The organism is Shewanella sp. 0m-8 (assembly GCF_052977265.1).
In genome coordinates this window covers 1-15,359 of record NZ_JBRIMB010000030.1, presented here as the reverse complement: position 1 = coordinate 15,359, position 15,359 = coordinate 1, and the positions used below count along the sequence as shown (strand labels likewise).

Genomic DNA, 15,359 nt, shown 5'->3' with positions numbered 1-15,359 from the left:
TATTGCAAACTCAGCAGTAAAACCCACTATTACCCTTACTATACAAATAGATAGCTTATTTTCATTTTTGCAAAAATGCCTAAGTTTATTTGCTAAATTAGCACTACTTTTTACAAGGTTATCGGCCTATATTTAATGTGTGAATAAATATAGGCGTGTGCCCATTTAAAATAAAGTCTGCTTTTTAAGCCGACTTTTTTGCGGTTACTTTTTACGGTTACTTCCTACAGTTAAAAGTCGCTAACTATGTCTGCAAAATAGAAGAGAAAACACAATGAAGATAGCTCTTTTCATACCGTGTCTAGTGAATCAAATGGTTCCTGAAGTGGGGATCGCCACTTTAGAATTATTAGAAAAACTCGGCCACCAAGTCATACTGCCAAAAGGTCAGACTTGCTGCGGTCAGCCAATGACAAATTCAGGCTGTTATAACGAAGCCAAGAAAACCACCATGAAACTACTCAATGCCTTCAAAGGTGTTGAGTGTGATGCCATCGTGTGCCCTGCAGCTTCTTGCCTTGTAGCGGCTAAAGAAAACTTTCATGAGTTTGATTCAAGCCCTGAAGCGCAGGCTGTCATTGACAAACTGTATGAGCTAACTGAGTTTCTTCACGACGTCTCCCCTATTCCAGCCTTTACTAAACCGTTTCCACATAAAATTAGCCTACAGATGAGTTGTCACGGTATTCGCATGCTTGACTTGGCCACCCCCAGCGAGCAGATGGGCCCACGTATGAACAAGTTCGAAGCGGTACTCGCCGCCATTCCAGAAATAGAGATTGTCTATCCAGATCGCCGCGATGAATGCTGTGGCTTTGGTGGTACTTTTGCCCTAGATGAAGGTGCTGTATCGGCCAAAATGGGCAAAGATAAAGCGCAGGCTCATGCAGCAACAGGCGCTAAGTATGCCGTTGGATTCGATCCATCTTGCTTACTCCACATCGATGGCATGGTCAGACGGCAGAAACTGCCGATTGAGACTCGCCATATCGCTCAAGTCATTAACGCAGCGCTTTAGGAGAAGATATGTCGATTTCAACATCAGCAACTCATGCCCATAAAGCCGAGATATTCTGTAAAGACGAATCACGGGTTGATTGGCACTCAAAAGCGCTTTGGATGCTACGAGAAAAGCGTGACCGCGCTGCAGGCAGCCTACCGGAGTGGGAACAACTGCGCCAAATCGGTTCAGACATGAAACTGCACACGCTGACGCATTTAGCGCAGTATTTAGAAGAGTTTGAGCAGAACTGTCTAAAGAATAATATTAAGGTGCACTGGGCCAAAGATGGCGCTGAGCACAACCGTATCGTGCATGGGATTTTAGCTGAGCATGAGGTTAAAAAGTTAGTAAAGTCTAAATCAATGCTCACCGAAGAGTGCCACATGAATCCATATTTGGAGCAGCATGGCATTGAAGTGATTGATACCGATTTGGGTGAGCGTATTATCCAGCTTGCAGGCCAACCACCATCACACATTGTGGTACCGGCTATCCATCTGAAAAAAGAGGAAGTGGGCGATCTATTCCACGACAAACTTGGCACTGATGCCGGCGCTTCAGATCCGCTTTACCTAACCCGCGCAGCCCGTGCACACCTGCGTGAGCAGTTTCTGTCAGCCGATGCGGCAATGACTGGCGTTAATATGGCCATTGCCGATAAAGGTGCGGTCGTTGTGTGTACTAACGAAGGTAATGCCGATATGGGCGCTAACTTACCTAAGCTGCAACTGCACTCTATGGGCATAGACAAAATCGTGCCCAATATCGATAGCGCCGCAGTCTTGCTACGCACCTTGGCAAGAAATGCCACGGGTCAGCCGATCACCACTTACAGCTCTTTTTATCGCGGCCCACAAGATGGCGGCGAGATGCACGTGATTATTGTCGATAACGGCCGTACTGATATGCTCAAAGACAAAATTTTAGCTGAATCACTTAAATGTATTCGCTGTGGTGGCTGCCTTAATACGTGTCCTGTTTATCGCCGCAGTGGTGGTTACAGCTATAACTACACCATTCCTGGGCCAATCGGTATCGCCGTCGGATCACAGTGTGATGATACCAACTCCATGCCTTGGGCTTGTACCTTGTGTGGCAGCTGCTCTTATGTATGCCCAACTAAGGTGCCACTAGATAAAATCATTCACCATCATCGCCGCCTTAAAGCTGAAGCCGGAAAACTGCCTTATGGTAAAGCCAGTTATATGCCACTCGTGGGCAAATTTATGGCCAGTGAAACCGCACTCAACTGCTCGATGAGTATCGCGCGCACTGCGCTCAACATTCTACCGGGAAGTTTATTAAAGCCGTTCTCTGGCGCTTGGGGCAAATACCGCGAGTTACCAGTGGCACCAGACTCCAGCTTCGAAGCTTGGTTTAAGAAGAACAGAGGATAATAAAATGTCTAGTAAACTCGACATCCTTAACGCGCTAAAGAGCGCAGCTATGGCACCTCAAGCCATGCCGATTATCAATATCGCGCCGCGCATCGATGATTTAGTGGGTCAATTTGAGACTAGCCTCAATACGGTTGCCGGCACCTTGCACCGCGAAGGCGGTTTAGCTAAGTTGCAGACGCAGGTGGATGCACATATTGCAGAAGGACTGCAGATCATCTCTATGCTTGATGGTATTAAAGGCAACCGCGAGGTGACCGATACTGCCCACCAGCTAAGAGATATCGATTATGCGGTGATCCCGGGAGATTTAGGCGTGGCCGAAAACGGGGCTATTTGGGTTAATAACAAAAACCTTGGCCACCGCGTCACGCCCTTTATCTGTGAGAATCTGTTTCTCGTACTAGATGAAAAAACCATTGTGGCTAATATGCATCAAGCGGCTAGCCGTATTACGTTAGATTCTGGAGAGTTTGGTACTTTTATCGCTGGGCCTTCTAAGACTGCGGATATTGAGCAAGCATTGGTTGTAGGTGCTCATGGTGCGTGTAGCCTTAACGTATATTTGGTTTAGCCTAACCAGCATTATGCAGATTCAAAAAAGCCCTAATTGATATTAGGGCTTTGCTTTACGAGGTAAGGCTATTTCTCAACATAGTATTCCAATTTAACCTTAACCCCTTTTGCCTCAACCGCTTCACCTTCAATAAATTTGGGGGCATAGCGCCATTGCTTTAACGCTATCAGTGATTCTGTTTCAAACTTGCTACCACCGTTAGACTCTATCACTACAACATCCTTAACAAAGCCCATTTTATCTATGGTAAAGCTCATATTCGTGTTACCGCTTTTTCCTGCTTTCAAGTAAGAAAGCGGATAATCAGGGTGCTTCCTAAACAGTGGCGTCGGCTCAATATCCTCTTTCCACGGCTTCATATTACCAATCGCGATACAGTGTTGAGTTGATTTTTCACTTTCGCCATCAAGCTCATAAATCTGTACTAATTTGGCATGAGCTGCCAACTCGTATGGATGATTATAATCAAGCTTTTGAAATTGCGTGATAACGCCTAAAAATAGCGCTTCAGCTTCATCATAATCTTTCTCTGCAAAGCGTACGTTACCAACCCTAAAGCTAGTGAGTACGCGCTTCATTGCATTTTCAGGCAATAGTTCACTGTAAGCTTCTTGTGCATCAAAAGCGTAATTACGCACTTTGCGGGTGTAATAACCAGAGTTAACCAAACGTTCAAAATAGGCCATTTTGGTATCGGCGATTAACATTGCATCATCAGAGTCCTCGGCAATATCTAAGGCATCATCCAAAAACTCACGAGCATATTTTTGACTGCTGGCGTCACTTAGACCCAAAAGTGGATCAATAAGCTCTATAGCCTCTTCACCATAATGCTTACTGTAGATCTTTAATGTCTCTTCAAACAAGCCATATGCTTGAGGCTGACGCTTTTTCGGTTGAGCTTTGACCTGCTCCTCAAAGGTTTGTTTAGGCATATTTGCGATTAATGCGTTACCTGCATTTAATGCTAGTGTGGCGCTATTAATACTATCAGCACCAAATTTAGCCTTGCCTAGCTCATAAGACTGTAATGCATAAAGCTCTATTTCAGATTGATTCTCAGCGGTGACTGCAACTTTATAAGCTGAATAAGCATCACTAAATTCTGAAGCGAAAACAGGTGAGCAAAAGCTGACTGCGGTTGTAAAAACAGCCGCAAAAATAATATTACGCTTATTCGCACTCGGCTTTGTAAACATGAAAAATCCTTGTTTCATTAATATGTTGAGATATGCGTTCTACAAATGGTACAGCTTTATCCATACCATTTTAAGTGCTGAACAAGCCACGCCACTAGCATCACATTTGCAATAAAACTAACATACTAGCAACACGAGCTCAATGATTGAGCGAGCCCCCTTTATAACACGAGTAACTTAGTCCCAACCCTCGGCATAAAACATCATATTTAAATATATAAAGATTTAGGCCAATAGCTTATTGTGGGTTCGCCTCATAATCCATGCCATCCAAATGACTAACATCGTGCTGCAAGTCGCCAATGAAATCCACACACCTGTGACGCCAAAAGCCCAAGCAAATAGATATAAAATGGCAGCGAATAGGATCAGTTTTGCCCCCGTTAAAATAGATGCTTCTTTGGAGTAGTTAATCGCTTGGAAGAAAGATGCGCCAACAAGCAATAAGCCTTCCATCGGTAAGCCCCAGAAGTACCAACGCATTCCTTCGGTTGCTATCGGCGTGAGCAAGACATTATCACCAGCAAAAATATACACAAACAATTGCGGTACCGAATAGATAAAGATAAGCCCTAACGCTGCACAAACTAAGGTCACTGAAAAGGCCATCTTCAGTGCTTGTTTCACCCTATCAAAGCGCTTTGCGCCCGCGTTAAAGCTGAGAATAGGCTGCACGCCAAAAGCGATGCCCTCAAATAATAGGTAAAAAAACGCTTCGGTATAGCTCACCACACCAAATGCCGCCACGTGCAGCGGCGTGCCCACTGCCAGAAATGCCACATTGTGTAGGGTCAACACCACGGTCAGGTACATATTCATTAAAAAGCTTGGCGTGCCGACACGAATGATATTAACGCAGTGATCCCACTTCAGCTTCATCTGTTCAAGGTTAATGCCAATTTCGGTTCGACTCGAAAAAAAGTGCTGCAAACACAGTGCACCAGTCACGGCTTGGGAGATCATGGTCGCTATCGCCGCGCCCATTAACCCATAGGGGAACACTACGATTAACAACCAGTCGAGTACCGTATTGAGCACACCACCTAAGATTAAAACTAAGGTTACAAATCCGGGACGACCATCATTTCGCAGTAATGTAGTGAACGCCATCGACACGATGGGGAATGTGCCTAAGGCAAAATACCAAAACAGATAATCATCGGCACTGCGCAGAATCTCTCCCTCTGCGCCTAGCATCACGAGGATATCTTTAGAGAAGTAACAGCCTAATACTGTAGTAATCAGTCCCGATATCAAACACAAACTGAACGTATTTCCCAATATTTTCCGTGCAATATGGGGCTCACCTTGCCCCTGATGGATTGATACTAACGCTGCGCCGCCCATGCCCAGTGTCGCCCCTATCGCATAAAGCACTGCCGCTATCGGGTAGGCTAAGATCATGCCCGCTAGACCAACCTCACCCAAGTAGTGGCCAATAAACATGCCGTCAATGGTGACGTAAATACCTGTCACTAGCATGGATAGAATTGTCGGAATACTATAGCGCCAAAATAGCTTAGCGATAGGCTCTGTCACCATAGGTGAGTCCAGATTATTTCGTCCTGGCTCTGCCGCAGTGAGTGTCGGTTGAGTCATGATATTTTCTAATTATTATTCTTGATGGGTATTTATATTCGTACTAAGCACTAAACATGTAGTACTGCTACCTAATACTGAGCCTTAAGCCGCCAATGGATTTAGCCGTTCAGTCGAGTCGCAGCGCCTAATAACGCCTTTTCTAAATCGGCTGCGCCAATGGCTGACATCGACAATAGCTCAATTCGAGAGTCCATTGCATCATCAAGCTCAACGATTGATAACTCACCATCGACACCATTAAAACCCGCAATCCCCTCTTCGGTGATCATCACAGCTTTAATGCGCGCGACCTGTAAGTTGCTTATTAATGCCAGCAACCGATCAAAGTCGAACTCATAACTTGGGTCAAACACCCAACCGCAACTATAAAAACCCTCCCCTTGATTGCTCATGCAAAGGAGGCCACGATCATTAAATTCAACACGCTGTTTAGTTGCAGCCTCTGAAAATAGCGGACTATAGTGGATATCCATCAGGCGCGGCGCCTGAGTGGCCGATACTTCTGGTGATAGTGCTTGTAATGCTTCTTGCGATTTTAGTACCTGCTCCGTAGCCGCACTCTTGTTTTGGTGAGCCCCTTCAAGCAAAGACATTATCGATGCATGACTCTCATCAGCTTGCTTTAAGCTCCAAGGAATAACGGGCAAGCTTGAGGTCGTTTGACCTTCTTCGTTCGAGCCCCTAATAACGGGGCTATTAATAAGAGAGCCGTTAATGACAGCTAAATAGTCAATCAAGGAGTCAATCAAAGTGACTGGATAACAGTCGGTCTTGCTGGCTATGACAACATCCGCAACTTGCAGCTGCTGATTAAAGATCTCATGTTCGGTATAACGGCTATCATTGAGTTTTCTCGCATCGACTAAGGTCACACACGCCTTCATCGCCAAAACGTGTTGATAATGTGGCTGAGTTAATACCTTAAGCACCTCTTTAGGATGACCTAAGCCTGTAGGTTCAATCAGTAACCTATCGGGTTTGGCTTTTGCAATTAACTGGTTTATTGCCACCTGCATAGGCAAGCCCGCAGCGCAGCACATACACCCTCCCGCCACCTCTTTAATCTGCACCTGTTCGTTGCCGTTATCGAGTAAGCCTGCATCAATGCCTATTTCACCAAACTCATTCACCAGAACCGCCCACACTTCTCCTTTAGGTTTATGCTGTAACAAGTTTTTGATAAAGGAAGTCTTACCGACACCTAAAAAACCGGTGATGACATTAGTAGGAATAATTTTCTGGATCATGACATGAACTCTATCTATCGAATAGCCAAAGATTCTAATCGTTAATGCGCGTGAATGTCACGCATACCCGTATATTGGCATCATATTATGTTGAGATAAAGATGGCTGATATTTAATGGAAACAGGTCGGGTGCTATTTAGCTAATCAAGATTCACAGAGCCAATACTTGTCTAGGAAGTGTTCCTCAAGCGCTACTAATCAAAGCTATTGCTCGTTAAAGCAGTGATCATTAAAATAGTATTAGTCGATATACTGCTTATCGATATAGTCACACCACAAATCAGAATCGACACTAACAATAGAATCATCACCGCCAATACCCAATTTAAATTCTATCACCGAGCGCCATTCCATGGAGCCGAGATCTGGGCCATGTCCTTGACCATCGCCAGTTTGTAGCTGTTGTTCTACTTTTTTAAACCATGCATAATCACATGGTTGAACCTGAGTTCTAACATAAAAACTATCGGCGTTATGAGGGCTTACAGCTATTTTATCGCCTTGTGGCCTGTGATCTAATTGAGAGCAACCACATAGAAAAATGGCAGCAACAATTATATTAATCCTAAGGGTTCTGCTCACTTACACACTCCTATTTTATCAATGGCATTACACTATCAGATCATATTCATCTTAAAAACAAATTAAGATGCAATTAGATAAGCAACAACTAAACAACCAATAGCTAACACCAACCTAGCGAGATACATGGCATTTACACAGCAAACACACGAGCCCAACAAAAAGCAATCACACCGGCAACTTAAGCTGATAAAACCATCACTCAGACGTTACTTTTGCCGAGATTCATTTTCATGCAATGTACAGCTGTATAGAATATCAGCGAAGCTCAACTAAATGAGCTCGTTATTATAATTACAATTGATGGGTCAAAAACATGAAATTACTTAAAACTGCAGCAGCTGCTGCGATCTCTGTTGCGTTATTAGCAGGATGTAATGACGAAACAACTAATATTTATCCACCAGAGCCAACAACGGTTAAGTTCGCTACTTATAATCTTTCTTTTGATCGTAGTACTTTCGAACAGCTAGTCACTGAGATGCAGATCCCTGCACTTGAGCAAGAAGCGTTAATGCAGAAATGGTTTGACGATGAATTATCTGCTGATGAGCTAAAAGTTGTCGAAAAAATTATTCAAATCCGTAACGTTGCCGCTATTATCCAAACTGAGCGTCCAGCCGTTATCATGATGGGTGAGTTTAACAACGACGGCCTTGGTGAAAACCAAGATGCGATTAAAGGTTTCCGCCTTAATTATTTAGCTGTGCCACAAAATGCGCTAGGTACTACATCTGACGAACAGAAGATGCTTGAGCCGATCCAATTCGCTTATGCTGAAAACTTCTCAACCAATACAGGTCTGTTAAGTGAGTTTGATTTAGACCGTAATGGCAAGGTAGCACTACCTGGTGACGCTTGGGGTTTTGGTTTCTACCACGGTCAATATGCGTTTGGCCTACTATCACAGTACCCAATCGACACAGCTAACATCCGTACTTTCCAAGACTTTAAATGGAAAGATATGCCGGGTGAAACAAATCCTACTATCGTTAATTGCGACGATGATAAGAACCCTATCCCAGCAGGCATGAAGTGTGGTGATGAATGGTACACAGCTGAAGCGTGGGCAGAAAAACCACTATCTTCTAAAAACCACGTTGATGCACCAATCCTTATCCCTACAGCAGACGGCGAGAAAGTGGTTCACCTACTTCTGTCTCACCCAACGCCACCCGTATTTGATACCGTCACAGAAAACAACAAGTTGTTAAATAGTGCAGAAATCAAGTTCTGGAGCGACTATGTATCAAATGCTGACTACATTTACGATGATGCGGGTGTTAAAGGTGGTTTAGGTTTAGATGCATCTTTCGTGGTCATGGGCGATCTTAATGCCGACCCAGAAAATGGTGATGGCTTCCTAGAATCAATTCAGCAGCTGATGAACCACGATCGCGTTAACGTACTCGCAACTGATGGTGTTTACGCGCCAAACAGCCTAGGTTCAACTGAGTGTGTAGCATTGGGTGATTGTGGTGATAGCACTTATCCTGATCGTATCACCAGCACATTTGGCCTACGCGTTGACCATGCGATCCCATCTAACGATCTCAACATCACTGACTCAGGTGTATTCTGGCCTGCAAGCTTTGAAGATGGCTACATGCTGATGAATGACTCTCGCGTTGCCTGGGGTGACGGTAAAAGTATCTCATCAGATCACCGTCTAGTCTGGATCGACGTGGAGTTAGAATTAAGCCATTTATTGCAGACTCATCTGCAATAAACCTTAACTCACGTTAAATATAAAACGTGCAGTCGAGTTTATCTACTGCACGTTTTTTATGCTTCTTCACCGATTAATTGAAATTACAACTAAATAGAAAATTGCATCGACGAGTTAAAACAAGCGGTTGCGTCAATGTCAGTATAAGGTTCATCCATCCAGCACTCTTGCCTAAACTTCTCATAAACCTCTCTAAATGGTGTATGGAGCAGCATCGATTCGTCCAGCATTATTTGAGCAAAGTTGACTGATTTGATGACGATATAAATATGCTCATGATCTCGAGATGATTCATAGAAAACACTGTCCCAATAATAGCCTTTTTGACCCATTTCACTCTTAGGGAATTCAATATTTTCTCGCATATAGCAGATCAAATTGTCTAGCTTTTCTCTAGAGCCAAGCTTAAGTTTTATCTTCAATAATTTAGATTCCATTCTTACCTCATCAAAAGCGCTGACACTTTCTATATATTTTCACTTCCTGTTGCAAAGACAAACTTTAGCCCATAAAAAAGTGAACATTCTAGCGCTAGATATGTTCACTTTAAATTAGAGTAAATTATGCAATATGTGCACTATTTCTTAGCTTTATCCTTCGAGCGACCGTAACTACTTTTTCCTGAGGTTGCGCCGCGAATATTGCTTTTCCCTACTGCGTTTTTTGCAGTACGGTTTTTATCTTCATATTTACGTTTGTTATGACCTTTCTCTTTAACAGGCTTAACCACGACATCGCGATAACGAGCAGGCAAAGCGGCCCCCTCTTCGTAGCCCGGTAAAGTAATACAAGGTAAAGTCTGCTCAATTAACAGTTCGATTTCTTGCAGCATTTCTCTGTCTTGCGGCGATACAAATGAAATCGCGCGTCCAGCTAAACCTGCGCGGCCAGTACGACCAACGCGATGCACATAATCTTCAGCGGCAAAAGGCAACTCTAGGTTAATCACTAAAGGCAGTGCTTCAATATCTAGACCACGAGCAGCAACATCGGTTGCCACCATGACACGTAATTTACCAGTTTTAAACTCTTCTAATGCACGGTTGCGCGCACCTTGCGTTTTTTCGCCGTGGAAAACCGCATTTTTCACGCCATCAAGCTTTAATTCAGCGTGCAAATGCTCAGCACTTTCTCTAGTGCTGACAAACACTAATACTTGTTGCCAGTTATTGCGACCAATAAGCTCTGAAAGTAACTCGGCTTTACGGCGTTTATCAACCAAATAAACTTCTTGAGTGATCAGACTTGCCGTGGCCGACGTCGCCACATTAATCCACTCAGGTGCTAACAACATTTTCTCGGCTAGCGTTTTAACCGCTTCACTATAAGTGGCAGAGAAAAATAGCGTTTGGTGCCTTGCTGCCACCAGCTTTTTAACTTTTTCGATATCACGAACAAAGCCTAAATCCAACATGCGGTCAGCTTCATCAACAACCAGATGAGTGACGTTCGACAGATCTAAACCAAACTGACCAATATGATCAAACAAGCGCCCTGGCGTCGCCACTAAAATATCGACACCCGCTTGCAGCGCTTTGCGCTGTGGGTTCATATTTGAACCACCATAAACAGCGGTTGTTTTGAATGGCAAAAACTGAGCGTAAGCCGTGATATTGTCGGCAACCTGGATCGCAAGTTCACGGGTTGGGGTAAGCACTAACACCTTAACCTTCGACTGATGTGCAGCTCCTGCACTCTCTTCAGTAAAGAGGTTATATTCCTTGATTAACGTATTAAGTAACGGCAAGGCAAACGCAGCGGTTTTACCGGTTCCGGTTTGCGCGCAGGCCATAATGTCTTTGCCTTCCATCGCTACAGGTAATACCTGCGATTGAACTTGAGTCAATTGCTGGTAACCGCGCGCAGAAACTGCATCTAATATTTTGGAATGTAAATCGAATGCATCAAAGTTCATGGTAGGCTCAATACTGTAAGAGTACAGGGAATAAAAGTGAGCGCGGAGTCTAGCAAAATACTGCGTGAGATTATAGCAATCAAAGTAAATAGCCGAAATCAGGCCGTACTTTTTTCTGTTACTTTATATGCCGCCTCAATAAAGCTTTGTTCAAACTCTTCAACCGGGACGGGTCTTGAAAATAGGTAGCCCTGGCCATAATCACAGCCAGCATCGGTTAACACCTTACGTTGGTAGTCAGTCTCGACGCCTTCGGCAATCACTTTCATACCCAATTTATGCGCCATCACAATAATCGCTTCGCATAATGTAAAGTCGTCACTATTGCTGTCAAGATTCCGGGTAAAAGATTGGTCAATCTTCAAGTAATCTATCTCAAATTTCTTAAGGTATGCCAGTGAAGAGTAGCCCGTTCCAAAATCATCCAACGACACTTGTATACCTGACTCACGATATTGTGCAAGCTTAGCGGAAATAGCACTGTTGCCATCAAGCAATAAGCCCTCAGTGATCTCAATACAGATGTTATTATTAGTTAACTTCAATGTCTTTAGCAGAGCAGCCCAGGACTCAAAGCTTTCTCCCTCATCTCTAAATTGAACCGGAGATTTATTAATACTAATCTGCACCTCGACACCAAACCTGTCCCGCCATCGTGCACTCTGCCTAGCGGCTTGCTGAAAAACCCAGTTACCAATCTCAATAATAAGCCCTGTTTCCTCTGCTACCGCAATAAACTCGATGGGAGAAACTAAGCCGCGTTTAGGGTGACGCCAGCGAATGAGGGCTTCAGCCTTTAATTTATCGTCTTGCTGCAAACTAACAATCGGCTGGTAAAAAAGCTCAAACTCATGATTGGCAATGGCATGACGTAAATCTTGAATTAAACGCATTCTATGTTTAGCGTACCGCTGCATAGACGGTGTGAAGTAATGAAAGCGGTTTCTGCCTTCATCCTTTGCGGCATACATAGCTTGATCGGCATGGTTGAGTAAGCCTTCAATGGTTTCAGCATCATCGGGATAAAGTGTAATACCAATGCTGGCGCTAATATATGCAGTCTCTTCACCTAAACAATAAGGCTCTGCGATGCGCGCTAATATCTGTTTCGCGACTTTATCGACCCCTTTAATATCGGAGATCCCCGACAGCACCACAGTAAACTCATCACCACCTAATCTAGCCACCACATCAGTTTCTCTTATACAGGCTTTAAGACGCTTTGCCGCTTCAGCGAGTAAGGTGTCCCCCATGTCATGCCCTAAGGTATCGTTTACTTCTTTAAAGTAATCTAAATCGATGAACATTAGCGCAAAATGTTGCTCACGGCTGTCTGACTTTAGGATTTCTGCACTCAGATAATCTAGCAACATACGCCTGTTCGGCAGACCTGTTAACGGGTCGTAATTGGCCTGTTTCCAGATAATTTGCTCCGCTTGCTTTTTTTCTGTGATATCAGAAAACAGCGCGACTCTGCGTTGAGTCTGTGCCTTAGTATCAAATAAGACATTAAGCGTTAACCAAACCACAAACTCTTCACCATTTTTGCGCCTCAGCCACACCTCCCCCTGCCAGCGACCGAGCTCCTCTATGGCTAGGTTCATCTGCTCGTAGGCACTACGATTATTACGATTACATTGGAGGATCTTAATATTCTGCTGTTTAATTTCTGCTTCACTGTAGCCAGTAATATCGGTAAATGCGGCATTGATATTGAGAATCACACCTTGCTCATCTTGTACACTCATCGCTTCGCTGCTGTTGTTGTACACTGACGCGGCTAGCTTTAATGACTCTTCAACTTGTTTCCTGTCGGTGATATCGGTATGAATACCGCACATTCTTATCGGGTTACCGTTTTCATCACGGCTCATTACCTTACCGGTATCTAAGATCCACAAAGTCTGATTATTTTGACTATGGATGCGGTATTCCATTTTATATTGCTCAGTTTCACCACTTAAGTGCGCATCAATCGACTTTAATACCGCCACTCGGTCTTCAGGATAAATAGCATTCAACCACCGTTTCGGATCTTTATTTAAGGCATCGACATCACAACCTAGCAGCTCAGCGCAGTGCTCATTTCGTTCGATTACGTCACGACGAATATCCCAATCCCAAAAACCTAACTCACTACTGGCGAGAACTAAGCCTAGCTGCTCCTGACTCGCGAGCTTTTCCATCTCGGCTTCTTTTTGTAATGTTCGGTTCAGCAAGCCTGTAATGACTAATTCAACTTTAGATTGTGATCTTTGACAGGCTACCGTCATATGGGTGTAAACCAGAGCTTCATCTTTTGAAATAAGGCGAATATCGAGTTCAAACTCGTTAATCTCACCTTCCAACATCTGATTAAAGTGGTGTTTATAGAGGTGGAAATCTTGCTTAAGCATTAACTCTGGCCAAGATAAACCTAACAACTCCTGCTCAGTATATTTAAGCATTTCACACAGATTAGGATTAACCTTAATCCATTGATGCTCTTGGCTAGTTATGGCAATCCCCATATTGCCGGTCTGAAAGTGCGACTTAAATAACAGATGATCTTGTAACTTAATTTTTTGATCGCGATCTATTTCTATACGGCGTGACAGGAGCATGCCAAGTACTGCGGTCGTCAGCGGGAAAATAATCAAGAACGGAAGTGTGATCTGCTTTAATAAGCTAACAGCTATCTCTGTGGGCATGGTCAGCCCCCAAAGTAAAATTATACTGCTTGTGATAAGACCGAAGGCAAATAACTCAATAAAGTGGATATCACTTATCGGCCCATTACGGTACTTACGCCACAAATAGCCCATCAGACCCGATGTCACTATGGTGCCAATACCAGACCATAGTGCAATACCGCCTTCGCTAAATCGATATAAGCTGCTAATAGTGACTGCGACTAAAGTGGGGATACCACCAAAGAATAAGCCACAAAGACTTAAAATGACGCTTCTTGAATCAAAGAAAACGCCCTCACTGTATTGCCAAGGCATTAGCATAACCGAGATAGTAATAACTGAAACCAGCAGGCCAATACCCACTCGCCACATCAAGTCTAGCTCACGCTTATTGCTTCGCGGAAAGGCGTCATACACAAGCACTATAGCCAATAGCAATGCGGCGTTTTGAATAAGAGAAAGTGTTAAATTTTGATCCATAAGAAGCTATTCATCCTTGAAAATGAGTCCCACTGGAATAACGACTTTTATATAAAAGTCTAACAAAAACATAGGGGCTAACCCGAATAACTATCGAGTATCTCCATACCACCTTAACCTAAGCTGCAAGATTGAATCAAACTGAATATGAGACTTAAGTAAAAGCGTTAAATACGAATATTTTTATCTGTTATTTTATAAAGATAGACAAAAACATCCCAAATTTAAAGTCTAGTTAACCCTTTACTTATTTTGATTTGAGTTGAATTTAATGCTTCATGGGTATTAGCAGGTTTAATGACATAGATAAATAGATAGGTAGGAATATATGCTGACTCGTTAGGTGATTAACGAGTCAGCAGCTCATTAGCTTGCTTGATGGGTTACCAGTGTTGGATTTAACAGATTGTCATGCACCGGACAGCGATGACAAACGGCATCAAGAAATTGAGTTTTTTGTTCATTTGTGAGCTGCTCACCATTGAGCATAGCATCGACTTCAACATTAATATCAATATGCTTAAAGCCTACCGGATCCGGTGAATCCTGCCCCAGTAACCCCGCTGTATTTAGCAGAGCTTGAATCGACACATCAAATTGATTAAGCTTGATTTTTTGCTCTCTAGCGACCATTTTAGCTATGGTAGAGATGCAACCTGCCAATGAAAATATAAACGTCTCCAAAGGGTTTGCCCCTTCGTTACCCGCTGTCGGCTGATCGATTACCAGTAGGTGTTCTCTTACTTGACTAGTGATCTTCCAGCCTTCACCCATATGTGTTTTTAGTTCAATGATCTTCTCTGCCATCTTAATATAACTCCATTAGATGTCTCTTGATGAGACTATTTTCAGTGATAAGGCTTTCAAAAAAGCTCTTTTCAATAAGCAACTCAATAAGCAACTCAATAAGCAACTCAATAAGCAACTCAATAAGCAACTCAATAAGCAACTCAAT

12 protein-coding genes are annotated in these 15,359 nt (G+C 43.4%); 4 read left to right on the top strand and 8 right to left on the bottom strand.

From position 1 onward, the window contains the following. Positions 1–274: 274 nt before the first annotated feature. The 3 genes from ACVBIO_RS14125 to ACVBIO_RS14115 are packed head-to-tail and all read left to right on the top strand — an operon-like array spanning position 275 to position 2,974. Positions 275–1,018 (top strand): (Fe-S)-binding protein, encoded by a 744-nt coding sequence (locus ACVBIO_RS14125; RefSeq protein ID WP_447160061.1) that lies wholly within the window; start codon positions 275–277, stop codon positions 1,016–1,018. Positions 1,019–1,026: 8 nt separating this feature from the next. Further along, complete coding sequence (locus ACVBIO_RS14120) at positions 1,027–2,400, top strand: lactate utilization protein B (RefSeq protein ID WP_447163362.1); 1,374 nt, start codon at positions 1,027–1,029, stop codon at positions 2,398–2,400. 4 nt (positions 2,401–2,404) lie between these two features. Then, positions 2,405–2,974, top strand: coding sequence for a LutC/YkgG family protein (locus ACVBIO_RS14115; protein ID WP_447160063.1), 570 nt, complete (start codon positions 2,405–2,407; stop codon positions 2,972–2,974). A gap of 68 nt (positions 2,975–3,042) precedes the next feature. Here ACVBIO_RS14115 and ACVBIO_RS14110 read toward each other — a convergent pair whose 3' ends face one another. From ACVBIO_RS14110 to ACVBIO_RS14095, 4 genes are all read right to left on the bottom strand, one after another. Then, positions 3,043–4,176, bottom strand: coding sequence for an energy transducer TonB (locus ACVBIO_RS14110; protein ID WP_447160064.1), 1,134 nt, complete (start codon positions 4,174–4,176; stop codon positions 3,043–3,045). A gap of 225 nt (positions 4,177–4,401) precedes the next feature. Then, positions 4,402–5,718: an MATE family efflux transporter gene (locus ACVBIO_RS14105; protein WP_447160192.1), complete on the bottom strand. Its 1,317-nt coding sequence runs from the start codon at positions 5,716–5,718 to the stop codon at positions 4,402–4,404. A gap of 158 nt (positions 5,719–5,876) precedes the next feature. Continuing rightward, positions 5,877–7,025, bottom strand: coding sequence for a CobW family GTP-binding protein (locus tag ACVBIO_RS14100; RefSeq protein WP_447172861.1), 1,149 nt, complete (start codon positions 7,023–7,025; stop codon positions 5,877–5,879). A gap of 241 nt (positions 7,026–7,266) precedes the next feature. Then, the gene (locus tag ACVBIO_RS14095) at positions 7,267–7,608 is read right to left on the bottom strand and encodes a hypothetical protein (protein ID WP_447160066.1); all 342 of its coding nucleotides are present in this window, start codon (positions 7,606–7,608) and stop codon (positions 7,267–7,269) included. A gap of 316 nt (positions 7,609–7,924) precedes the next feature. On the opposite strand from ACVBIO_RS14095, the gene ACVBIO_RS14090 reads away from it, so the two are divergent. Then, a complete protein-coding gene (locus ACVBIO_RS14090; protein WP_447172860.1) occupies positions 7,925–9,337 on the top strand; it encodes an endonuclease/exonuclease/phosphatase family protein in 1,413 nt (470 codons plus the stop codon). A gap of 89 nt (positions 9,338–9,426) precedes the next feature. Here ACVBIO_RS14090 and ACVBIO_RS14085 read toward each other — a convergent pair whose 3' ends face one another. The 4 genes from ACVBIO_RS14085 to ACVBIO_RS14070 all read right to left on the bottom strand — a co-directional run bounded on the left by ACVBIO_RS14085 (position 9,427) and on the right by ACVBIO_RS14070 (position 15,211). After that, positions 9,427–9,774 carry a DUF6176 family protein gene (locus ACVBIO_RS14085; protein ID WP_447163358.1) on the bottom strand — a complete coding sequence of 116 codons (348 nt, stop codon included), beginning with the start codon at positions 9,772–9,774 and terminating at the stop codon, positions 9,427–9,429. 140 nt (positions 9,775–9,914) lie between these two features. Further along, the gene (locus ACVBIO_RS14080; RefSeq protein ID WP_447163357.1) at positions 9,915–11,252 is read right to left on the bottom strand and encodes a DEAD/DEAH box helicase; all 1,338 of its coding nucleotides are present in this window, start codon (positions 11,250–11,252) and stop codon (positions 9,915–9,917) included. Positions 11,253–11,350: 98 nt separating this feature from the next. Further along, the gene (locus ACVBIO_RS14075; RefSeq protein ID WP_447172859.1) at positions 11,351–14,404 is read right to left on the bottom strand and encodes an EAL domain-containing protein; all 3,054 of its coding nucleotides are present in this window, start codon (positions 14,402–14,404) and stop codon (positions 11,351–11,353) included. A gap of 366 nt (positions 14,405–14,770) precedes the next feature. Continuing rightward, the gene (locus tag ACVBIO_RS14070; RefSeq protein WP_447163355.1) at positions 14,771–15,211 is read right to left on the bottom strand and encodes an OsmC family protein; all 441 of its coding nucleotides are present in this window, start codon (positions 15,209–15,211) and stop codon (positions 14,771–14,773) included. Positions 15,212–15,359: the final 148 nt, after the last annotated feature.

Coding starts and splice junctions, on each gene's coding strand:
- ACVBIO_RS14125 (WP_447160061.1), top strand. CDS start 275: ATGAAGATAGCTCTTTTCATACCGTGTCTAGTGAATCAAATGGTTCCT.
- ACVBIO_RS14120 (WP_447163362.1), top strand. CDS start 1,027: ATGTCGATTTCAACATCAGCAACTCATGCCCATAAAGCCGAGATATTC.
- ACVBIO_RS14115 (WP_447160063.1), top strand. CDS start 2,405: ATGTCTAGTAAACTCGACATCCTTAACGCGCTAAAGAGCGCAGCTATG.
- ACVBIO_RS14110 (WP_447160064.1), bottom strand. CDS start 4,176: ATGTTTACAAAGCCGAGTGCGAATAAGCGTAATATTATTTTTGCGGCT.
- ACVBIO_RS14105 (WP_447160192.1), bottom strand. CDS start 5,718: ATGGTGACAGAGCCTATCGCTAAGCTATTTTGGCGCTATAGTATTCCG.
- ACVBIO_RS14100 (WP_447172861.1), bottom strand. CDS start 7,025: ATGATCCAGAAAATTATTCCTACTAATGTCATCACCGGTTTTTTAGGT.
- ACVBIO_RS14090 (WP_447172860.1), top strand. CDS start 7,925: ATGAAATTACTTAAAACTGCAGCAGCTGCTGCGATCTCTGTTGCGTTA.
- ACVBIO_RS14085 (WP_447163358.1), bottom strand. CDS start 9,774: ATGGAATCTAAATTATTGAAGATAAAACTTAAGCTTGGCTCTAGAGAA.
- ACVBIO_RS14080 (WP_447163357.1), bottom strand. CDS start 11,252: ATGAACTTTGATGCATTCGATTTACATTCCAAAATATTAGATGCAGTT.
- ACVBIO_RS14075 (WP_447172859.1), bottom strand. CDS start 14,404: ATGGATCAAAATTTAACACTTTCTCTTATTCAAAACGCCGCATTGCTA.
- ACVBIO_RS14070 (WP_447163355.1), bottom strand. CDS start 15,211: ATGGCAGAGAAGATCATTGAACTAAAAACACATATGGGTGAAGGCTGG.